At 58.9% G+C, this 16,502-nt stretch carries 15 protein-coding genes; 11 read left to right on the top strand and 4 right to left on the bottom strand.

The features are described 5' to 3' along the window. Nucleotides 1-82 precede the first annotated feature (82 nt). The 7 genes from V5N12_RS16095 to V5N12_RS16065 all read left to right on the top strand — a co-directional run bounded on the left by V5N12_RS16095 (nt 83) and on the right by V5N12_RS16065 (nt 7,805). Nucleotides 83-877 (top strand): ParA family protein, encoded by a 795-nt coding sequence (locus tag V5N12_RS16095; RefSeq protein ID WP_332900248.1) that lies wholly within the window; start codon nt 83-85, stop codon nt 875-877. Beyond that, on the top strand, nt 874-1,248 hold the full coding sequence (locus V5N12_RS16090; RefSeq protein ID WP_332900247.1) for a hypothetical protein: 375 nt from the start codon (nt 874-876) through the stop codon (nt 1,246-1,248). Before V5N12_RS16095 ends, V5N12_RS16090 begins: the two co-directional genes overlap by 4 nt. A 146-nt stretch (nt 1,249-1,394) precedes the next feature. After that, complete coding sequence (locus V5N12_RS16085; RefSeq protein ID WP_332900246.1) at nt 1,395-2,651, top strand: M20 family metallopeptidase; 1,257 nt, start codon at nt 1,395-1,397, stop codon at nt 2,649-2,651. 449 nt (nt 2,652-3,100) lie between these two features. Beyond that, the gene (locus V5N12_RS16080; protein ID WP_332900245.1) at nt 3,101-4,276 is read left to right on the top strand and encodes an ABC transporter substrate-binding protein; all 1,176 of its coding nucleotides are present in this window, start codon (nt 3,101-3,103) and stop codon (nt 4,274-4,276) included. A 2-nt stretch (nt 4,277-4,278) separates the two neighbouring features. Beyond that, a complete protein-coding gene (locus V5N12_RS16075) occupies nt 4,279-5,199 on the top strand; it encodes an NAD(P)/FAD-dependent oxidoreductase (RefSeq protein ID WP_332900244.1) in 921 nt (306 codons plus the stop codon). A 174-nt stretch (nt 5,200-5,373) separates the two neighbouring features. Then, nucleotides 5,374-5,670, top strand: coding sequence for a metal-dependent transcriptional regulator (locus V5N12_RS16070; RefSeq protein ID WP_332900243.1), 297 nt, complete (start codon nt 5,374-5,376; stop codon nt 5,668-5,670). A gap of 554 nt (nt 5,671-6,224) precedes the next feature. Beyond that, nucleotides 6,225-7,805, top strand: coding sequence for a class I adenylate-forming enzyme family protein (locus V5N12_RS16065; protein ID WP_332900242.1), 1,581 nt, complete (start codon nt 6,225-6,227; stop codon nt 7,803-7,805). Nucleotides 7,806-7,812: 7 nt separating this feature from the next. Here V5N12_RS16065 and V5N12_RS16060 read toward each other — a convergent pair whose 3' ends face one another. Continuing rightward, on the bottom strand, nt 7,813-9,402 hold the full coding sequence (locus V5N12_RS16060; protein ID WP_332900241.1) for a class I adenylate-forming enzyme family protein: 1,590 nt from the start codon (nt 9,400-9,402) through the stop codon (nt 7,813-7,815). Nucleotides 9,403-9,578: 176 nt separating this feature from the next. Here V5N12_RS16060 and V5N12_RS16055 point away from each other — a divergent pair, with 176 nt between their 5' ends. Together V5N12_RS16055 and V5N12_RS16050 are read left to right on the top strand one after the other, a co-directional pair. Beyond that, nucleotides 9,579-10,346, top strand: a complete 768-nt coding sequence (locus tag V5N12_RS16055) for an MBL fold metallo-hydrolase (RefSeq protein WP_332900240.1) — start codon at nt 9,579-9,581, stop codon at nt 10,344-10,346. Nucleotides 10,347-10,406: 60 nt separating this feature from the next. Beyond that, nucleotides 10,407-10,868 (top strand): CoxG family protein, encoded by a 462-nt coding sequence (locus V5N12_RS16050; protein WP_332900239.1) that lies wholly within the window; start codon nt 10,407-10,409, stop codon nt 10,866-10,868. A gap of 22 nt (nt 10,869-10,890) precedes the next feature. On the opposite strand, the gene V5N12_RS16045 is transcribed toward V5N12_RS16050, so the two are convergent. From V5N12_RS16045 to rdfA, 3 genes are all read right to left on the bottom strand, one after another. Then, nucleotides 10,891-11,751 carry an amidohydrolase family protein gene (locus V5N12_RS16045; RefSeq protein WP_332900238.1) on the bottom strand — a complete coding sequence of 287 codons (861 nt, stop codon included), beginning with the start codon at nt 11,749-11,751 and terminating at the stop codon, nt 10,891-10,893. Nucleotides 11,752-11,849: 98 nt separating this feature from the next. Then, on the bottom strand, nt 11,850-13,772 hold the full coding sequence (locus V5N12_RS16040) for an archaea-specific SMC-related protein (RefSeq protein WP_332900237.1): 1,923 nt from the start codon (nt 13,770-13,772) through the stop codon (nt 11,850-11,852). Between the two features lie 96 nt (nt 13,773-13,868). Continuing rightward, nucleotides 13,869-14,498, bottom strand: coding sequence for a rod-determining factor RdfA (rdfA, locus tag V5N12_RS16035; protein ID WP_332900236.1), 630 nt, complete (start codon nt 14,496-14,498; stop codon nt 13,869-13,871). A 259-nt stretch (nt 14,499-14,757) separates the two neighbouring features. Between rdfA and V5N12_RS16030 the strand changes: the two genes are divergently transcribed. Beyond that, complete coding sequence (locus V5N12_RS16030) at nt 14,758-15,642, top strand: FAD binding domain-containing protein (protein WP_332900235.1); 885 nt, start codon at nt 14,758-14,760, stop codon at nt 15,640-15,642. Between the two features lie 87 nt (nt 15,643-15,729). Continuing rightward, a complete protein-coding gene (locus V5N12_RS16025; RefSeq protein WP_332900234.1) occupies nt 15,730-16,476 on the top strand; it encodes a polysaccharide deacetylase family protein in 747 nt (248 codons plus the stop codon). The last annotated feature ends 26 nt before the right edge of the window (nt 16,477-16,502 follow it).

The raw sequence follows: 16,502 nt of genomic DNA, 5'->3' as shown, positions 1-16,502 counted from the left end.
CGATATTCGACGGCCCGACCGTCGATGCGAATAAAAATGTCTGACATAGCTTTATACCATTTGGACGTACAAACTGGTTTGTATGAGCGACCCGGCAAAACTCTGCGTCTCGAATCAGAAAGGCGGTGTTGGCAAGACAACCGTCGCAATCAACGTCGCGGGAGCGTTGAACCATCGCGGACACGACGTGCTCTTCGTCGACCTCGACCCCCAGGGCAACGCGACGGAGAATCTTGGATTGATGGAAGCCTACGAAGACGAACCGCCCACGCTTTTCGATTGTCTCACCAATCCCGAGCAACGCGAGGTGATAAACGACATCATCCGCGAGCACCCAGAGATGGACGTTATCCCGTCGAACATCGATATGACGGCCGCAGAGCCCGAATTGACGCTCTCACGGCGCAGCGGCGAACAACTCGACCTCTTGCTCAAAACCGTCGAAAAAGACTACGATTACATCATCGTTGACTGTCCGCCAAACCTCGGCAACCTGATGGACAACGCGCTGTATGCGACCCAGAACGTCCTCATCCCAGCGCTCGCAGAGTCCACGAGCAAGCGGGCGTTCGAACTCCTCTTTGACCACGTCGAGGCGCTCGAACTGGACTACGAAATCGACATCAAAGAGCGTGGGGTCATCATCAACCGCATCGACGTCCGGAAAAATCAGGCAAACGAGATGGTCGAGTGGATTAACGCGGCGTTCCCCGACATCCCGGTGTACGAGATTCGCGAACGCGCGGACGTCCAGAAGGCGCTTGAAGCCGGTGTCTCGTTGCTCGAATACAACCCTGAGAGCGACATGTTCGACGCCTTCCTCGCGGTCGCAGAGGGGCTCGATGCTGAGTTCGGATTCGCGGAGGTCAATGCATGAGTGACGAAAGCCGAGCCAACCGTCTGCGTAGTCGGCGTCGTGCAGCAAAAGAGCGCGTTCAGACAGTCGATCCGGACGAGGAGACCGAACTGGCCGATAACTCACAACCAGCCGAACCGTCCAAACTCGAAGACGAATCCACATCTGGGTCGGTCAAAGAAGAACAGGTTGGGACGTACATGTACCTCCCACAGAGTCAGAAAAAGGAACTCGAACGCGTCTACACCGTCGCGAAAGCGCAGTACGAATACGAGTTCGACGAGGATTTCGAGAAAAACCGTCACTTCTTCCCCCTGCTCATCCAGTACGGTATCGAGACGCTCGATGGCGCGTCGGCCGAGGAAATCAACGACCTCCTTGACGACCTCTGAACACTGCGGGACGCAGGAGGTCCTCTCTCGTCGGTATTTTCGTTGGTTCGATACGGTTTCTCCGATTTCGCGCTTTGCTCGCTTGCGGACTACTCTCACCGAGAAACCTTTGAAAGAAGCAAGTGTTATGTTAGTTACGAGTTTCCATGAGTCCTTCGGCCCCCCAATCCGTAGACGAGTACCTGCGTGAACGACGTTCGCTTCCGGTTACCATCGCAGAGACCCTCCTCTCGTTCGATACGCAGAACCCACCTGGCCGAACCGAAGAGAGTATCGACTGGCTGGACGAGCAGTTCGATGCGCTCGGTCTCACGACTGAGCAGTTCGCCGTCGACCCCGCGAAGCCGAACTTGCTCGTGACGTTGCCGGGGGCGAGCGAGCGCATTCTTTGTTTCAACGGTCACCTCGACACAGTCCCCTTTGACGCAGGCGAATGGACCTACGATCCGCTTGGGGAGCGCATTGGAGATCGACTCTACGGAAGGGGGGCAACCGACATGAAAGGGGCCGTCGCTTCGATGCTTGCGATGGCCAAGGCGTACGTCGAAACCGAGACAACGCCGCCGGTCACACTCCAGTTTGCCTTCGTCAGCGACGAGGAGGTGGGCGGCGACGCTGGACTCCCTGCGCTCCTTAAGACGGATCACTTCCAAGCAGACGCCTGTGTTATCGGCGAATCGACCTGTCAGGAGGGTCGTCACTCGGTTACAGTCGCAGACCGGGGGAGTATCTGGCTCACGCTCTCTGCTCATGGAAAGGCGGCACACGGTTCGCGGCCGATGCTCGGCGTGAACGCAATCGACCTGCTGTACGATGCTGTCACACAACTGCGAGAACAGTTCGGGCGTCGAGCGTTGACCATCGACCCTGCGATACTTCCGATTATCGATGAGTCCACCGCCTACTATGAACCGGTAATGGGAGAGGCGACGGCTCGTGAGCTGTTCGAATACCCGACGATAAATCTCGGAACGTTCGAAGGCGGCGAGTCAATTAACGGCGTCCCGCAGTCTGCAGAGGCGAGAATCGACATTCGACTGACGGCGAGCGTGGACACGCCCGCGGTTCTCTCGGACATTCGGACCTGTATCGACGAGTGTGACGGCGTGACGCTCGCTGACGTGACTTGGAGCCTCGGCTCTGCAGAGCGACTTGACAGCCCGCTCGTCGAGGCGGTGTCGACGGTTGCAGAAGCGATTACCGGTGAACGAGTGTACCGACGGAGTGCGACTGGTGGGGGCGACGCGAAGAAACTCAGGCACGCTGGGATTCCGACTGTGGAGTTCGCGCTTGGAACTGATACCGTTCACGCCGTAGACGAGTACACGACCGTCGCTGCACTGGTGAATAATGCAATAGCTTACGCACGCATTCCACAGGTCTACGCCACCCTCACAGATTGACTGGCGGTACGAGTAAGCTATTCGGTCATTCTACAGTATTACGAACGACACGCCTATTCTAAACCCGTATTCCACGTCGTACTGGTGTGGGAGCTACATTCGTAGTCATCGGCGGCGATGCTGCTGGGATGAGTGCGGCAAGCAAGGCGAAACGCGACAACCCCGACATTACGAGTTCTGCTAGTCGAACCGGGAGTCAATTCCTAATTGCCCGAACTCCGTTCTCCAGGTACTCTATCCAAACTAGACTACCTGGACACATCGGCCAAACTACCCAATTCACACAAGCTTGCTTTTGGGTCGGGGGGAGAGGTGAGCCTGCACCGTCTTTGGTTGTCTTTTTGTGCCAACTATCTCGGAGATGCAACCGCTCCAAACTCAACCACCACCTCGTTTAGGTCTGCCTAAAAATCGAAACTCCTTTAATTATTTAGGCGAGCCTAAAACCTATGGTGAAGGAGAATTCGAAGGACAAGCGAGCAACGCGGCGTGACTATCTGAAGGTCGGCGGGGCGCTCCTCGCAAGCGGGTTCGTCGCCGGATGTACGGGTACCAGCGACAGTGACGAGACGACCGAACAGGGAACCGAGTCGATGACTGAATCCGGCGGAGAGACGACAGAGGCAGAGATGAAAGCCTACACGGTCTCGATGGAGCCTGTCGGCGAAGTCGAGTTCGAAAGCGTCCCCGAGACGTGGGTGGCAAACAACGGAAGCTGGGCGGACATGGGCATCGCGCTCGGCCTCGAACCACCGAAGGGCGTCTGGCTCACGAGTCGGTATCACACCCAGTACTACGACGACATTCCGGGCGTTTCGGTCGACAAGAGCGGGATGGTCAACCTCTACAACGACGGCGTGAGCAAGGAGTTGTTCTACGAACTCGATGCCGACGTGCACGTCATCGACCCAAACTTCTTGCTGAACCGTTTCAAGGGCTGGGAGCAGGCGGACGTCGATGAAATCGCAGAGAACGTCGGCCCGTTCTTTGGTAACTGTATCTACGCCCAGCACTACCCATGGCACGACTCGTATGGCTACTACAGTCTCTACGAAGGCTTCGAGAAACTTGCCCAGGTGTTCCAGCGCACCGACCGCTACGAAGCGTTCGTCTCGGTGCACGAGGAGTTCCAATCGACCCTCGAACCGCTCGTCCCGGGCGAAAGCGAGCGCCCGGAAGTCGCCGTGCTCTGGGGTGTCGGTGACGAACCAGAGGAGTTCTATCCGTACATCATCGGTGAGGGAACCGGATTTAAGCACCTGAACGACCTGCAAGTGGACGATGCGCTCGCAGACTCCGACGTGAAAGACTTCCATGGCAGCCGCGCAGCCATCGACTTAGAGACGCTCCTCGAAGTCGACCCTGAAGTGCTCATGCTTCGTGGCTACGAGGCAAAGACGCGGGCTGAGTTCGAGAGTTCGGTCGTCGCGTCGCTCGAAAACCACGAGAGCGCCAGCGCGCTCACCGCTGTCGAAAATGGCGACGTGTACCGCGCGGGTGGCCTGTACCAAGGCCCAATCACCAACCTCGTGGTGACCGAGCGCACGGCCAGCCAACTCTACGGTATCGAAGACGACCTGTTCGACCGTCAGCGCGTCGCGGACATCGTGAACGGTAACCTCTGACCATGTCCGCACGCGACCCCACGCGAAACACCGACCGCGATTACGACGTGGCTATCGTCGGCGGCGGGCCAGCCGGGTGTTCTGTGGGTGTGTTCACCGCCCGCTACGGGCTCGATACCGCAATTTTTGACCGAGGAAACTCCTCGATTCGCCAGTGTGCGCACTTAGCAAACTTTCTCGGCTTTCCCGCCGGTATCGACGTGGGGACGTTCTACGAGTTGATTCACGACCACGCAGAAGAAGCCGGTTGTACGCTCATCCCAGACCACGTCGAAGCGGTCACGCAGATAGCAGAGGGCTTTCTGCTCGAAACCCAAGACGGGCGGGCCGTCACAGCGCGCCGTGTCGTGGCCGCAGCGCGCTACGACGCGGCGTTTTTAGAATCGCTTGATGTCGAGGAGATGTTCGAGGCGTACGAACGAGATGGTGAGGAGAAATTGCGATTCGACCGCACCTACCCGGCTGTCGATGGCAGCACCTCCATCGCCGGGTTGTACGTCGCCTCACCCGTAGAAACGGTCGAGCCACAGGCGCTCATCTCCGCGGGTCACGGCGCGCGCGTCGCCCGCACCCTCCTCACGGACGTTCGCTGTGAGCGTGGCTTTCCCCCCGCGGTAGCCGGGCACTGGGACTGGGTTCGCGGCGATAGCACCCTGCAGGGTGAGTGGGGCGACCGTGAAACGTGGCGCGAGTGGTTCCACGACCGGATTCCAGCCGACTACCCCGTAAATGACGCCCGTCTCGAAGCCGTTCGTGAGGAAGAAATCGACCGGCGGCTTGCGACGTACATCTCCGACGAGGAGGTAGCGCGCCGCAAACAGCGTGGCCACGCGCGATTGCTCGAACACGTGGACGACGACTGCATCCTCGACGCCGCGCGGAAAATCGAGGCCACACGAGAGGCGGACGAGACGGGTACTTGAAATCAGTCTCCAATGAACCGAGAAACTCGTCACAAACGCGGGCGGTTGTGGGCCTGGGTCTACGCCACGATTTCCAACGTAGACAGCAACTGACGAGGAGTCGGCTTCCGGCAACGACCCAGCACACACAGCCCGTGAAACGGCGGCTGACACCGACTGCTCGGCTGACCACCGGTGACGGGAACCGTCGAAAACCTCCAAGTTCTCTACATCGCAGAACAACGCGAAGGCCCACCTGTCGCACCCGGTGCCGTGGCAGCCCGCCTCGGGCGGTCACCGTCTGCGACGACGGAGATGCTCCAACGTCTCGTCGCTCGTGGGCTTTTCGCCTACGAACCCTACGAAGGTGTATGGCTCACCGAATCCGGCCGTGACACCGCCCACGATGTGTTCGAAACGTACCGGATCCCCTCGCAGTGTTTCCGGAATCCTCTAGAACTGTTGGAAAAATACGAGCACCACACACGGTGAGCCAGTGTGTATCTCCCCACACAATCTGTCCAAACTAGTTTGTCTATTTTGGACGATTTGGCTGTGTTGGCTGGCTAATCCGAAACGAGTCGTGAACACCACCGATTCAGTAACATCAAAAATAATATGTCCCTGTAAATTAGACAGATTATTTACATATTCTTGTTGCGCCTCCTGAACGTTGAATAACCTTCATTGAAACGACGAAGTACTCATATTTTTTGAATGACTATCGGCTCTCTTGTAATAGCTGCGCAAACACTTTTACTAACTTCGGAAATTGTTCTGTGCCTTCGAAAACCACGCAATTTGCCACCTCAAAAACTATCGAACGCCTCTATTGGGTCGGTTTTAGCCATATTCTCTAATAGTTTGTCTGCATTCACAGAACAAGACAACTCATTTATGACAATAATATTTTAATCAAACCTTTTAGTCAGCTACTGCCGACATATCCTGCTTCTCGGTGACCTTCGACAGCGTCTCGCTCAAACGACTGGCCCACTCTCGGTGAGGGATACACCTATACATTCTGCGAAACCTCAGTATTGAGAATGACAAACTGGGTGCTCAATTTCGAGTCGCAGGTGCACAATCGAGGGCACGCCGTTGCGATTGTCCACGACGGTCGGTCGAAAACGTACGACGAGCTGAACCGGGATGCGGGGGCGTTCGGCAACTGGGTGAATCGACGCGGGTTCGAAAAGGTCGCCCTCTTTTTGCCGAGCATGTACGAGTTTCTCGTTGCCCAACTCGGGGCGCTCAAAGCCGGAGTTCCGGTCGTGCCGGTCAACTACATGTTCGGCCAGGAGACCATCGGGTACGTCCTCACCGACGCGGAAGCCGACGTGGTGCTCACACAGGCGACGGATGCCGCGCTCGTCGCTGACGTGGTAGACGACACTGTCGTCGAAACCGTCGTCACGATTGGCGACTCCCCCCACAGCGACCAGACGCTAGACGCCATCCTCGCGTCCGAATCCCCGATGCTGACGGCGGCACCAAAGCGCGATGGGGACCTTTTCAACCTGAACTACACGAGCGGGACGACGGGCGACCCAAAGGGCGTCTACAAAACCCACCGCAATATGAGCGCCCACATCACGAACATGGAACACGTCTGGAAACTCGGCCCCGACCAGACGTGGATAAACGCCGGCCCTCTCTATCACACCGCGGGCCTCGAATCGAGTACGCTCCCGCTCTTGCAAGCCGGCGCGACGGTCGTCTTGATGCAGTGGGATGTAGCACGATTCCTCGAACTCACCGAACGCCATCAAGCGTCGAGTGCCTACATCGTCGGCTCGATGCTCATCGACCTCGCAAATTTCGACGACCCTGAGCGCTTCGACACCTCGTCGCTTCGCAACGTCTTCTGTGGCGGTGCGCCAATCGGGCAGGCAGATTACGACGCCGTCGCGGAGAAATACGACGTTGCCGCCTCCGAATTTCTTGGCTTCACCGAAGCGGGCATCTCGTTTACCTACCCCATCGGGACCCTTGGCGCGTACGAACCCACGAGTCACACCTCGATGAAAGTCCCCGACTCGTGTGGCAGACCGTTGTTCAATCAGGTCGAGGTGCGACTCTGTGACCCCGACACCGACGAGGTCGTGACGGTTATCCAGCCAGACGGTGAGACCACGCCGGGACGCGGCGAACTCCAACTGCGCGGCGAGTCCGTTTTCGAGAAGTACTACCGGAAACCAGAACAGACAGCCAACGCGTTCACCGAGGACGGGTGGTACCGAACGGGCGACGTCGTCAGCGTGGACGAAGCGGGCTACGTCTACTATCAGGACCGAGCCGACAACATGCTCGTCACGGGCGGCGAGAACGTCTACCCGCGGGCTATCGAACCCGTCGTGAACACCCACCCATCGGTTCACGAATCGGCGGTGTTTGGCCTCCCACACGAGCGATGGGGCACCCAAATCTGTGTCGCCGTCGTCCCCAAAAAATCTGCAGACCTCACGGAAGCTGCCATCATCGACTTTTGTAAGGCGTCGGACGCGCTCGCAGACTACGAAGTCCCAAAGCGCGTGTACGTCCGCGAGACGATCCCGAAAACGCCGACCAACTCGATTCGTCGTCGCGCGCTCACCGAGGAATATTCGACACAGGCAGAACAGTAACCGGCAGCTACAGCGTCACTTCCGCGAACACCGTCACGTCGATGTCGGGCTTCCTGAGTTCTCTGCGCAGCAGTTTGCCAACGTTGCTCTTCGAGATCTCATCGACGAACACGTACTTCTGTGGACGCTTGAAATCCGCGAGCGAATCGCTTTCGAGACAGTGGGTGTCGAGTTCCATCGCAAGCGCCTCGAAATCGACCGACTTGGGCGGTTCTGCGACGTACACGAACGCCGCGATTGCCTGATTCCACTTCTCGTGTTCTAAGCCAACCACTGCGACTTCGTGGACGTTTGGATGCCGCCCGAGCGTCGATTCGACTTCGACGGGGTAGATGTTCTCGCCACCGCTCAGAATCATGTCGTCGACGCGGCCGACGACGTGGATTCGCCCGGGCGCCGAGATGTAGCCGAGGTCGCCGGTGAAAAACCACCCGTCGTGAATCGCCGGTTTCGCCCCGCCGAGATAGCCGACCATCGTCTCCGGGGAGCTTGCATCTACGATTACCTCCCCGAGATCGCCCTCCGGCACTTCGTCGTCGGGGTCATGGTCGCCGTTCTGGCGGAGGTGGACGATTCGAACGTCTGTGTTGATGCCGGGCTTTCCCGCACATCGGTCGTGGCCGCTGTGTCGGCAGACGCTGTGGGTGTACACCTCCGTACTGCCGTAGTGATTCACGAACGACTCGGGGTCGATCTTTGCTTTGATGTGTTCTTGAATCGGGTCGCGCATAACCATCCCGCCGTAGGACACCCGCCGCACGCAGTCGAGGTCGTACTCGTCGATTATGTCTGACATGAACAGGTCGTGATACACCGAGGGAACCATGTGGAGGTTCTCGATACCCTCCTCGGTCACGGCATCGAGCGTCTCCTTTGGAGAGAACGAGCCTTGGGCCACCCACGTCATGTTGAGCAACACGGCCGTCGTCAGCGTGTGAAAGCCCATGGTGTGAAACAGCGACATCAAGCCGAGTACTGATTCACCGTCGCGCCATCCCAACTCGTAGGCTTGTGCGACCGAGGCCGCGTAGGTGTTAAAGTGCGACCGACGGACGCCCTTTGGGTCGCCCGTCGTCCCGCTCGTGTGAAGGATGATGCTGTCTGCATCGGCGGGCACCCACGTCGGTTCGAACTCGTCGGTTGCGATTTTCACGAACACGTCGTAGGGAATCGCAAACCCCGGCGTGTCAGCATCGACGTAGATGAACGTCTCTATGTCCAGTTCTCCGCGCGTTTGTTCGACCACGTCTCGACTTTCGCCCGAGAAAAAGAGCAGTCTCGGTTCTGCCGTCTCCATCAGATGGTGAAACTCCTCTGGGGCCGCACGGTAGTTGAGCGGGACGAACACGGCGCCGACGTACTGGGTCGCCCAATAAAGCGTCGCCAACTCCGCACGATTGCGCATTATCGCGCCGACTCGGTCGCCGGGCCCGATGCCCAACGAAGAGAGCGCAGACGAGAGCGATTCCACCTTCGCTCCCCATTCGCCGTAGGTGTATTGCGCACCGGTGTCCGCATCGACGAGGCCGACGTGGTCGGGTGCGCGGGCCACCGTCCGCGCGAAAACGTTCCCCATATTGGCCGTCGCGTCGGTCATTAGTAGAGTCATACCGGCGAGGAGTAAATAGGTGCCGCCGGTGTTTGATACGGCGTAGACACGCGACCAGTCTATCCCGAAAACCGCCTGCAGAGCCGCTACAACCGCAATTATTGCGGGACGCGACTGCCGACTATGAAACCTTTATAGTAATCCTGCAGAAACCCTACGCCTGTATGACTCAGATAGACATTCTACTCCACGGTATCCCCGGGCGTTCGAGTCACGGCTATCTCGGACAGGCCTCCGCAGTGCTCGTAAACGAGAAGTCGATGGTCGATGTCGGTTCCATCGGGCGGCGACCAGTGCTCGAAAAATCGTTCGAAAACGTCGACGTCGAACCCGAAGACGTAGAGGACGTTCTTCTCACACACGTCCACTTCGACCACTGTGACAACATCGACCTGTTCCCGAACGCCACGATTCACGTCTACGGCCCGGAGATGCAGCGGCTCAAAGACGGCGACTTAGACTGGGCAACGCCGATTTCGGCAGAGGCGATGTTCGATAACCACGACGTGAACCTCTTCGACACCGGCGACGTCATCAACGGCATGGAAGTCGTCCCGGCACCGGGCCACACCGAACACCACGTCGCGTTCATCCTCGAAGACGACGACCTCACCTACGGCTTCACCGGCGACGCCGTCAAGAACACGCGCGAACTCGCGACGATGAATCCGATGGTGCTCTACAGCAAAGAGGCAGCCATCGACACCTTAGAGCGCATGGCAGAGCGCCTCGACTTCGTCATTCCAGGCCACGACACGCCGTTTTACATCGAAGACGGCGAGCCAATCGCCACCGTGGACGTCGATTGGGGCGTGAACCTTCAGTTCTCGCCCGCCTCTGCAACCACGACCGAAATTTCGAGCAACCGGTCGGTGACGCGCGAACTCCCAGACGGCGTCAACGACGCGACCGCCCGCCAAGAGTTCCACTGAGCGGGCTCCGGGGGTGGTGAACCGAGCCTTTTAAGACCTATTCGAGTGAAACGCGTTACCATGCACCTTGAAGGTGAGCAAGCATTCAATACGCCAGTGGCTACCGTCTGGGACACCTCGTTTCGTCCCGACATTCTCGAAGCCTGTATTCCGGGCGCACAGTCGGTCGAACGCACCTCGGACACCGAATTTAGCGCCGTCGTTCGCCGTGGGCTGGCGAGCATCTCCGTGACGATGGAACTAACCTTTGACGTGGTCGAAGACAACCGACCGGACGACGTCACCATCGAAATGGAGGGGACTGACAACCGGACGAACAGCACGGCGGCGGGCGATATCGCCATCGATGCCAGCGAAAGCGACGACGGGTCTGTCCTCAGCTACGAAGCCGACTTAGAGTTCACCGGGCGCCTCGCCTCGCTCGGCAGTCGGCTCATCAAGCGGCAAATCAACAAGGACCTCTCTTCGTTTTTCGACAGTTTGCAAGAACAGGTCGAATCGGAAAGCGCGATTTCAGAATAAGCAGCCGGGTCGGTTGCTGGAATTAGAACCCGAACACTTCCTCTGCGTTTCCACCCATTATCGCGTCCGTCGCCTCCTGTGAGAGGCCGAGGTCGCGCACGTCGTCTGCGTTGTCCTTGATGTCCGGAATCATCGGCGCGGGCCAGTCGGAACCGAACATCGTCTTGTGGGCGATGGATTCGAGTTTCGGGAACGCGTCGAGCAGGTTCGTCGGCGGGATAGAGGAGATATCGAAGTAGATGTTGTCGTGACGGCGGTAGAGATAGAATGCCTCGTCGTAGTAGAGCGGGCGGCCACCGTGACACATCACCACGTCAACGTCGAAGTCCATGCACACGTCATCGACGTACATCGGGTCGGTGTGGATGTTGCGCGCGCCGGGGAAGAAGCTCGTCCCCGTGTGGATGACGACGGGAATGTCCGCGTCTGCACACCGCTGGTACAGCACTTCGAGGCGCTCGTTGTTGTTGCCGACCGGCGGGTCGCGGTAGGCGTTCGGGCGCACGTCTTGATGGGGTGGGTGGAGTTTCACACCATCCAAATCGAGGTCGTCGATGATGCGGTCCATCCGCGCGTGCACGTCGTCTACGGTGCCGTCTAAGTCGATACCGGCAACCGACCGGAGCCGGTCTGGGGCAGCGTCGCGGAACTCTGCGGCGAACTCGTTCACCTCGGGTGGGTAGCCCACAATATCCTTCGAGACGTAGTTGATGGCAACGGCACCGTCGAACCCCTGCGTGTCGAGATATTCGAGGAACAGTTCCGGATTTTCGGCCATCTCCCACGCCTCGTCGAAGCGCCGCTGGAGGTTCCGGAACTTGTCGATGGCTCCCTGCTTTGCGAGCCAGAACGGATTCATGTGTACGTGGCAATCGATCAGCATCGTCTGTCCCTTCTTCCCCATATTATAAATATGGTATGGGTTGACGTGGTCTGCCAAAATCGCAACACGAAAGGGCGACGAGAAACCGAGAACGCGGCTCAGAATGCGGTGATACGCCGGTAGTCGTCTGCGAGCACCTGCGAGTCTTCGGGGAGCAACGCGATGACGAGATACGGGACGTGTTCCTCGAAATACGCCACCAGTTTCGCAATCCGGTTTGCGTCGAGCGCTTCGAGCGAGTCGAGCAGCATGAACGGCACGGATTCGTGGACGTCGTGGGTGAGGTAGCCCGCGAGCGCGAAGACGAGGCCCATCACCTCACGTTCGCTCTCGCTCAGGTGGGAAACCGTGTCTTCGTACACCGTTCCCGATGCCGTCTGGCGGACGATGTGCAACTCGAAACTGCTCTCACCGCGCGTGTTGGTGAGCCGTTCGATCCAGATGCGGTCGATGTTCTCGTAATCGAGGATGCGAATCACCCGTTCCATCTCCTCGTTGAACGTCTCGACCGCCTCGCGCTCGATGTCGTCAATCCGGCTTCGAAGCGCTTCCAACCGGCTTTGACACTCCGCTCGCTCGCGTTCGAGCGTCGGGATGCGCTCGATTGCCTCCTCGATGTCTTCAATTTTCGCTTCGACGGCTTCGAGGTCAGACTGTGCGGTCTCCAGTTCGAACTCGGCTTCGATAGCTGCTTGGTGGAGCGCCAGCACCTCGTCGCGGTCTTCTCGTTCGAGTTCTGCGACCTGCGCTTTGTACGTCTCAACGGTCTCTTCGACGTCCTCGCGGGTTGCTTCGAGGTCGGCAACGGTCTCGCGGCGACGTTTCAGTTCTTGGGTTGCCCGCGACAGGCGGTGCTCTGTCTGGTCGCGCTCTTGTTGCTTGCGCTCGATTTCGGTGCGCTCTGCTTTGACCGCCTCTATCTCTCCAACGACCTCCATTCGCTCGTTGACCTTGTCTGCCCGCAGCGCATCGAGTTCCTCGATGATGGCTTCGATGTCGGCTCGCTCGACCTGGCTCCCACAGGTCCAACAGATGACAGACTCGACATCCGCGAGCAGTTGCTCCATGATGTGGCTTCGCTCTGACTCGTCTGCGAACAGCTCGCGTACTTCGGTGTCGTCTTCGAGCATCTGCCTGTTGAACTCGATGACACCTTGGAGGCGTTCAATGATCGAATCGAGGTTCCGCTTTCGCTCTTGGTAGGTTCCAAGACGCTCCCCGAGGTCGCTTATCGTCCGTACCGACGCTGGAAGCTCTGCGAGCGTTTCGGTCAGTTCGTCGCGCTCTGTTTCGAGGGCGTCGATGCTGTCGCGCTCGGTGGTGATGCGCCCACGAACGGTCTCGAGTTTGGCTTGCGCGTCGTGGAGCTCTGAGAGGAGTTGCTCCTGTTCGCTCTGGCGGGATTTGGACTGTTCGACGTTCAGGTTCTGTTCCTCGAGTTTGGCGGTTTTCGCGTCGACCGCTCGTTTCTGTTCCTCGATTGTTTCCGTGAGTGTATGGCGGCGCTCTTCGAGTTTCGGCACCTCCTGTTTTTTCGCTTCGAGCGAGGTGATCGTCTCGCTGAGCCGTTGTTTCTCGGCTTGTACTTCTCGAATTTCGCGGTCGATGACGTCGGTGTCCACGGGCCGCATGATGAGTTCGTGGAGGTCCTCGTTTCGGGTTGCGGTCTGGCGGGCTTCGTTGGTCTCGAATAAGAAGGCGAACAACGAGGCGACTTCGGCGTCGTCAGTGTACGGATTCCCGTCCGTGATGACGGTTCGATTCGCCCGTTCGTAGGTTCGTCGAAAGGAGTCGCCGTCCAGTTCGAGCGTCACGTCGCCCTCGGTCGCATCTCCCTTGAGGTTCGCTTCGTCGCCGCCGAGTGCGCCCGCGAGCGCTCGCAAGAACGAGGTTCGATTCGTCGCATTCCTCCCTTCGAGAATCGTCACCCCCGGTTCGAACGAAAGTTCTGCGTGCTCGATGCCCCCAATATTTCGCACGCCAACGTGGGCAATCGAGTGTGCTTCCTGAGACTGTTTCATACCAGCGTTACTGAGCGATAGGTCAAAATACTATGTGTTGTCGTACCTCTGCGCTGGTTCGGCATCTCCACGTTCACACGGTCGCTCGCTTACCGCTTACGTCGCTGTGTCGCCGTCACGTTGGCACTGACAGCCGCCGTGGGACGCGATGTCTGCGAAGTCGGTGATGGTTCCACAGCGTTTGCACATGACGCGAAAGCTCACGATTGGGCGATAGTTGTCGTCTGCGAGCGCGTCTGCGTTGCTGAGGCGCGTTACGGTATCGCCGAGGACGGCTTCGGCCCGACTCTGGAGTCGGTTGATGCGGTCGAGTTCGCCGTCGACCGTCACTTCCGTCTTCGTCTTCGAGACGTGCAGGCAGTTTCGCAGGTGGCGGTACATCGTCTGATGGGAGATGAACTCAGAGCGAAGCGTGGTCACGTCCACGCCGTAGTTTTCGAGTCGCCCGTGTGCCTCTGCAGTCATCCCTTTGCTGACATCTCCCGTGAGCAGGTGATAGAGGCTCTCGACTTCGCTTTTCACCGCGCTGTGGCCCGCAGCCGACAGCGTGCGAGCGAGAATCGTGCGATTGAACAGGTCTGCGAGCTCCCGAACGCTCTGCTTTTCGAAGCCGTCGCCGCGCCAGCGCGCTTCGAGTTCTTCGTTTACGCTCTCCATGCGATACCGCGAGACGAGCCGACCGACCTTGCACTCACATCGAGGGACGTTTCCGTCCGTATCCTCCATACCTGTCGCACTCACCGGGGGGTGTTACGTGTTACGCTCGTTCTACCGACCGTCACGTCGGTACGGCCGTCCTCACGAGCGTTCTCGCCGTGGCTGCGTGTGCGAGACCCCCCGTGTAACAGCAATTTGTTACAATTGTATGGCTGTAACAATTCTTGGAACACACGGTCCGTGAGCCCATTTGGGCAACCGCAGCCATTCTCACGCCTCCGACCACCGGGGAAGAATTATTACCATCCCCTCGAATCCGAGTAGTACGATGTACCCGTCTGAGTTTAAATATCTCGCCGCCGAGTCTGTAGACGACGCGCTCACGCTGATAGCCGACCACGAGTTCGCTGAAATTCTCGCGGGCGGGCAGAGTCTCATCCCGTTGCAAAAAGAGCGACTCGCCATGCCCGACTACGTCATCGACATCTCCGAAATCGCGGAACTCGACTATATCGAAGAGACCGCAGACGAAATCCGCCTCGGCGCGGTCACGACGCACACGACGGCCGAAGAATCTGAACTGGTTCGCGAACACGTTTTCATCTTCAGCGAATGTATCTCGAAAATCGCAGACCGCCTCGTCCGCAATCGCGGTACGGTTGGCGGCACTGTCGTCGAAGCCGACCCTGACGGTGACTACATGCCGGTGATGAAACTGCTCAACCCCGACGTGGTCGTGACCGGCCCAGACGGCGAGCGCGTCATTCCCTTCTCTGAGTTCTACATCGGGATGTTCACCGTCGATATCGAAGAAGACGAACTCCTCACCGAGGTTCGCCTGCCGAAACTTCCCCTCCTCCCCGAGGCCGCAGGCGTTGGTAGCACGTACAAGAAACACGTGAACCGTTCGGGTGACTACGCCATCGTCGGAGTCGCCGCGCTCGTCCACGTCGATGACGACGGGTCGATTATCAACGCCCGCGTCACCATCGGCAGCGTCGGCCCACTGCTCACCTCTGCGGGTGCTGCAGACGCCGTCGTCGGCACGGAACTCGACGAGGCCTCACTTGAAGCGGCCGCAGACGCCGTCGAAGCCGAGGTCATGCCCGACCAAGAGGGCCGACTCGGCGCGTACAAACGCGCGATGGCCGGTGAGTTCACGCAGCAGGCGCTGCGTACTGCCTACGAACGCGCGCTCGCAGACAGCCAGTAAGCAGGCAGTCCCCGAAACTCACGACGGGTTTTCTCTTTTTGCGGAAAGGTGGTTTTATTAGACCATGGTAGAAAGTCACACTGACCAATGGACGATATTAGCGACATGAAGCGCCGCGAAGTCGAGGCGTTTCTCTCTTTCGTAGCAGGCGCAGAAACGGAGCGCGCGGTCAAAGCACGGTCCTATCACATCCTCGCGACGTACGAACAGGAGGACTTCGAGCGCGTCTCAGACCTGTTTACCGATGTTGGGGCGACCGCCGGGTTCGCATTCCTCGGGCGCGACGTGGACGACCAAGCGCCCTCCATCGAGATGGTAGCAGACCGCGGCCATGAGGTCGTGTTGCACGGGCATCGCCACGTCAAGTTCGGCGGACTCTCCTACGAAACGGCCCACGACGACCTCTCACAGGGAATGGCCGCCATCGAAGACGCCGCGTCGGTCACGCCGACTGGTTTTTTCGCGCCGTTCAAGGCCGTGAGCGAGGGGACGCTCAAAGCCGCCGCCGAACTCGACCTCGGGTGGGTACTCGGGAAACCCGATGAGGGGGCAACCGTCCCTGCCGAGGTCGAACTCATCGACTCCGTGTATCCCCATGACTCTCGCCTGCTCGAAGGCGGCACCTCGCCCGCAGACACGTTCGAGCAGTTAACTGACGCCGCCGCAGACGGCGAGACGTTCCTGTTCCACCCGAACCTGCTCGACTACTACGACGCGAACGACGAGTTCGCAGAGTGGATCGAAGGCGTCGGCCCAGTGTCGGTGGGCGAGCAAGTCGAAGACGGCGGCGTTGGCGTCGTCCTCGACTGCCTCCGCCCGCTCAGAATCGAGTAACCGGGTACGCGGCAGGCTGGATTTTC

Source organism: Haladaptatus sp. CMSO5 (genome assembly GCF_036689885.1).
GTDB lineage: Archaea > Halobacteriota > Halobacteria > Halobacteriales > Halococcaceae > QDMS2.
Note: the sequence above shows the minus strand (reverse complement) of the source record. Positions and strands in the feature narration are given on the sequence as shown.

Coding starts and splice junctions, on each gene's coding strand:
- V5N12_RS16095 (WP_332900248.1), top strand. CDS start 83: ATGAGCGACCCGGCAAAACTCTGCGTCTCGAATCAGAAAGGCGGTGTT.
- V5N12_RS16090 (WP_332900247.1), top strand. CDS start 874: ATGAGTGACGAAAGCCGAGCCAACCGTCTGCGTAGTCGGCGTCGTGCA.
- V5N12_RS16085 (WP_332900246.1), top strand. CDS start 1,395: ATGAGTCCTTCGGCCCCCCAATCCGTAGACGAGTACCTGCGTGAACGA.
- V5N12_RS16080 (WP_332900245.1), top strand. CDS start 3,101: ATGGTGAAGGAGAATTCGAAGGACAAGCGAGCAACGCGGCGTGACTAT.
- V5N12_RS16075 (WP_332900244.1), top strand. CDS start 4,279: ATGTCCGCACGCGACCCCACGCGAAACACCGACCGCGATTACGACGTG.
- V5N12_RS16065 (WP_332900242.1), top strand. CDS start 6,225: ATGACAAACTGGGTGCTCAATTTCGAGTCGCAGGTGCACAATCGAGGG.
- V5N12_RS16060 (WP_332900241.1), bottom strand. CDS start 9,402: ATGACCGACGCGACGGCCAATATGGGGAACGTTTTCGCGCGGACGGTG.
- V5N12_RS16055 (WP_332900240.1), top strand. CDS start 9,579: ATGACTCAGATAGACATTCTACTCCACGGTATCCCCGGGCGTTCGAGT.
- V5N12_RS16050 (WP_332900239.1), top strand. CDS start 10,407: ATGCACCTTGAAGGTGAGCAAGCATTCAATACGCCAGTGGCTACCGTC.
- V5N12_RS16045 (WP_332900238.1), bottom strand. CDS start 11,751: ATGCTGATCGATTGCCACGTACACATGAATCCGTTCTGGCTCGCAAAG.
- V5N12_RS16040 (WP_332900237.1), bottom strand. CDS start 13,772: ATGAAACAGTCTCAGGAAGCACACTCGATTGCCCACGTTGGCGTGCGA.
- rdfA (WP_332900236.1), bottom strand. CDS start 14,498: ATGGAGGATACGGACGGAAACGTCCCTCGATGTGAGTGCAAGGTCGGT.
- V5N12_RS16030 (WP_332900235.1), top strand. CDS start 14,758: ATGTACCCGTCTGAGTTTAAATATCTCGCCGCCGAGTCTGTAGACGAC.
- V5N12_RS16025 (WP_332900234.1), top strand. CDS start 15,730: ATGGACGATATTAGCGACATGAAGCGCCGCGAAGTCGAGGCGTTTCTC.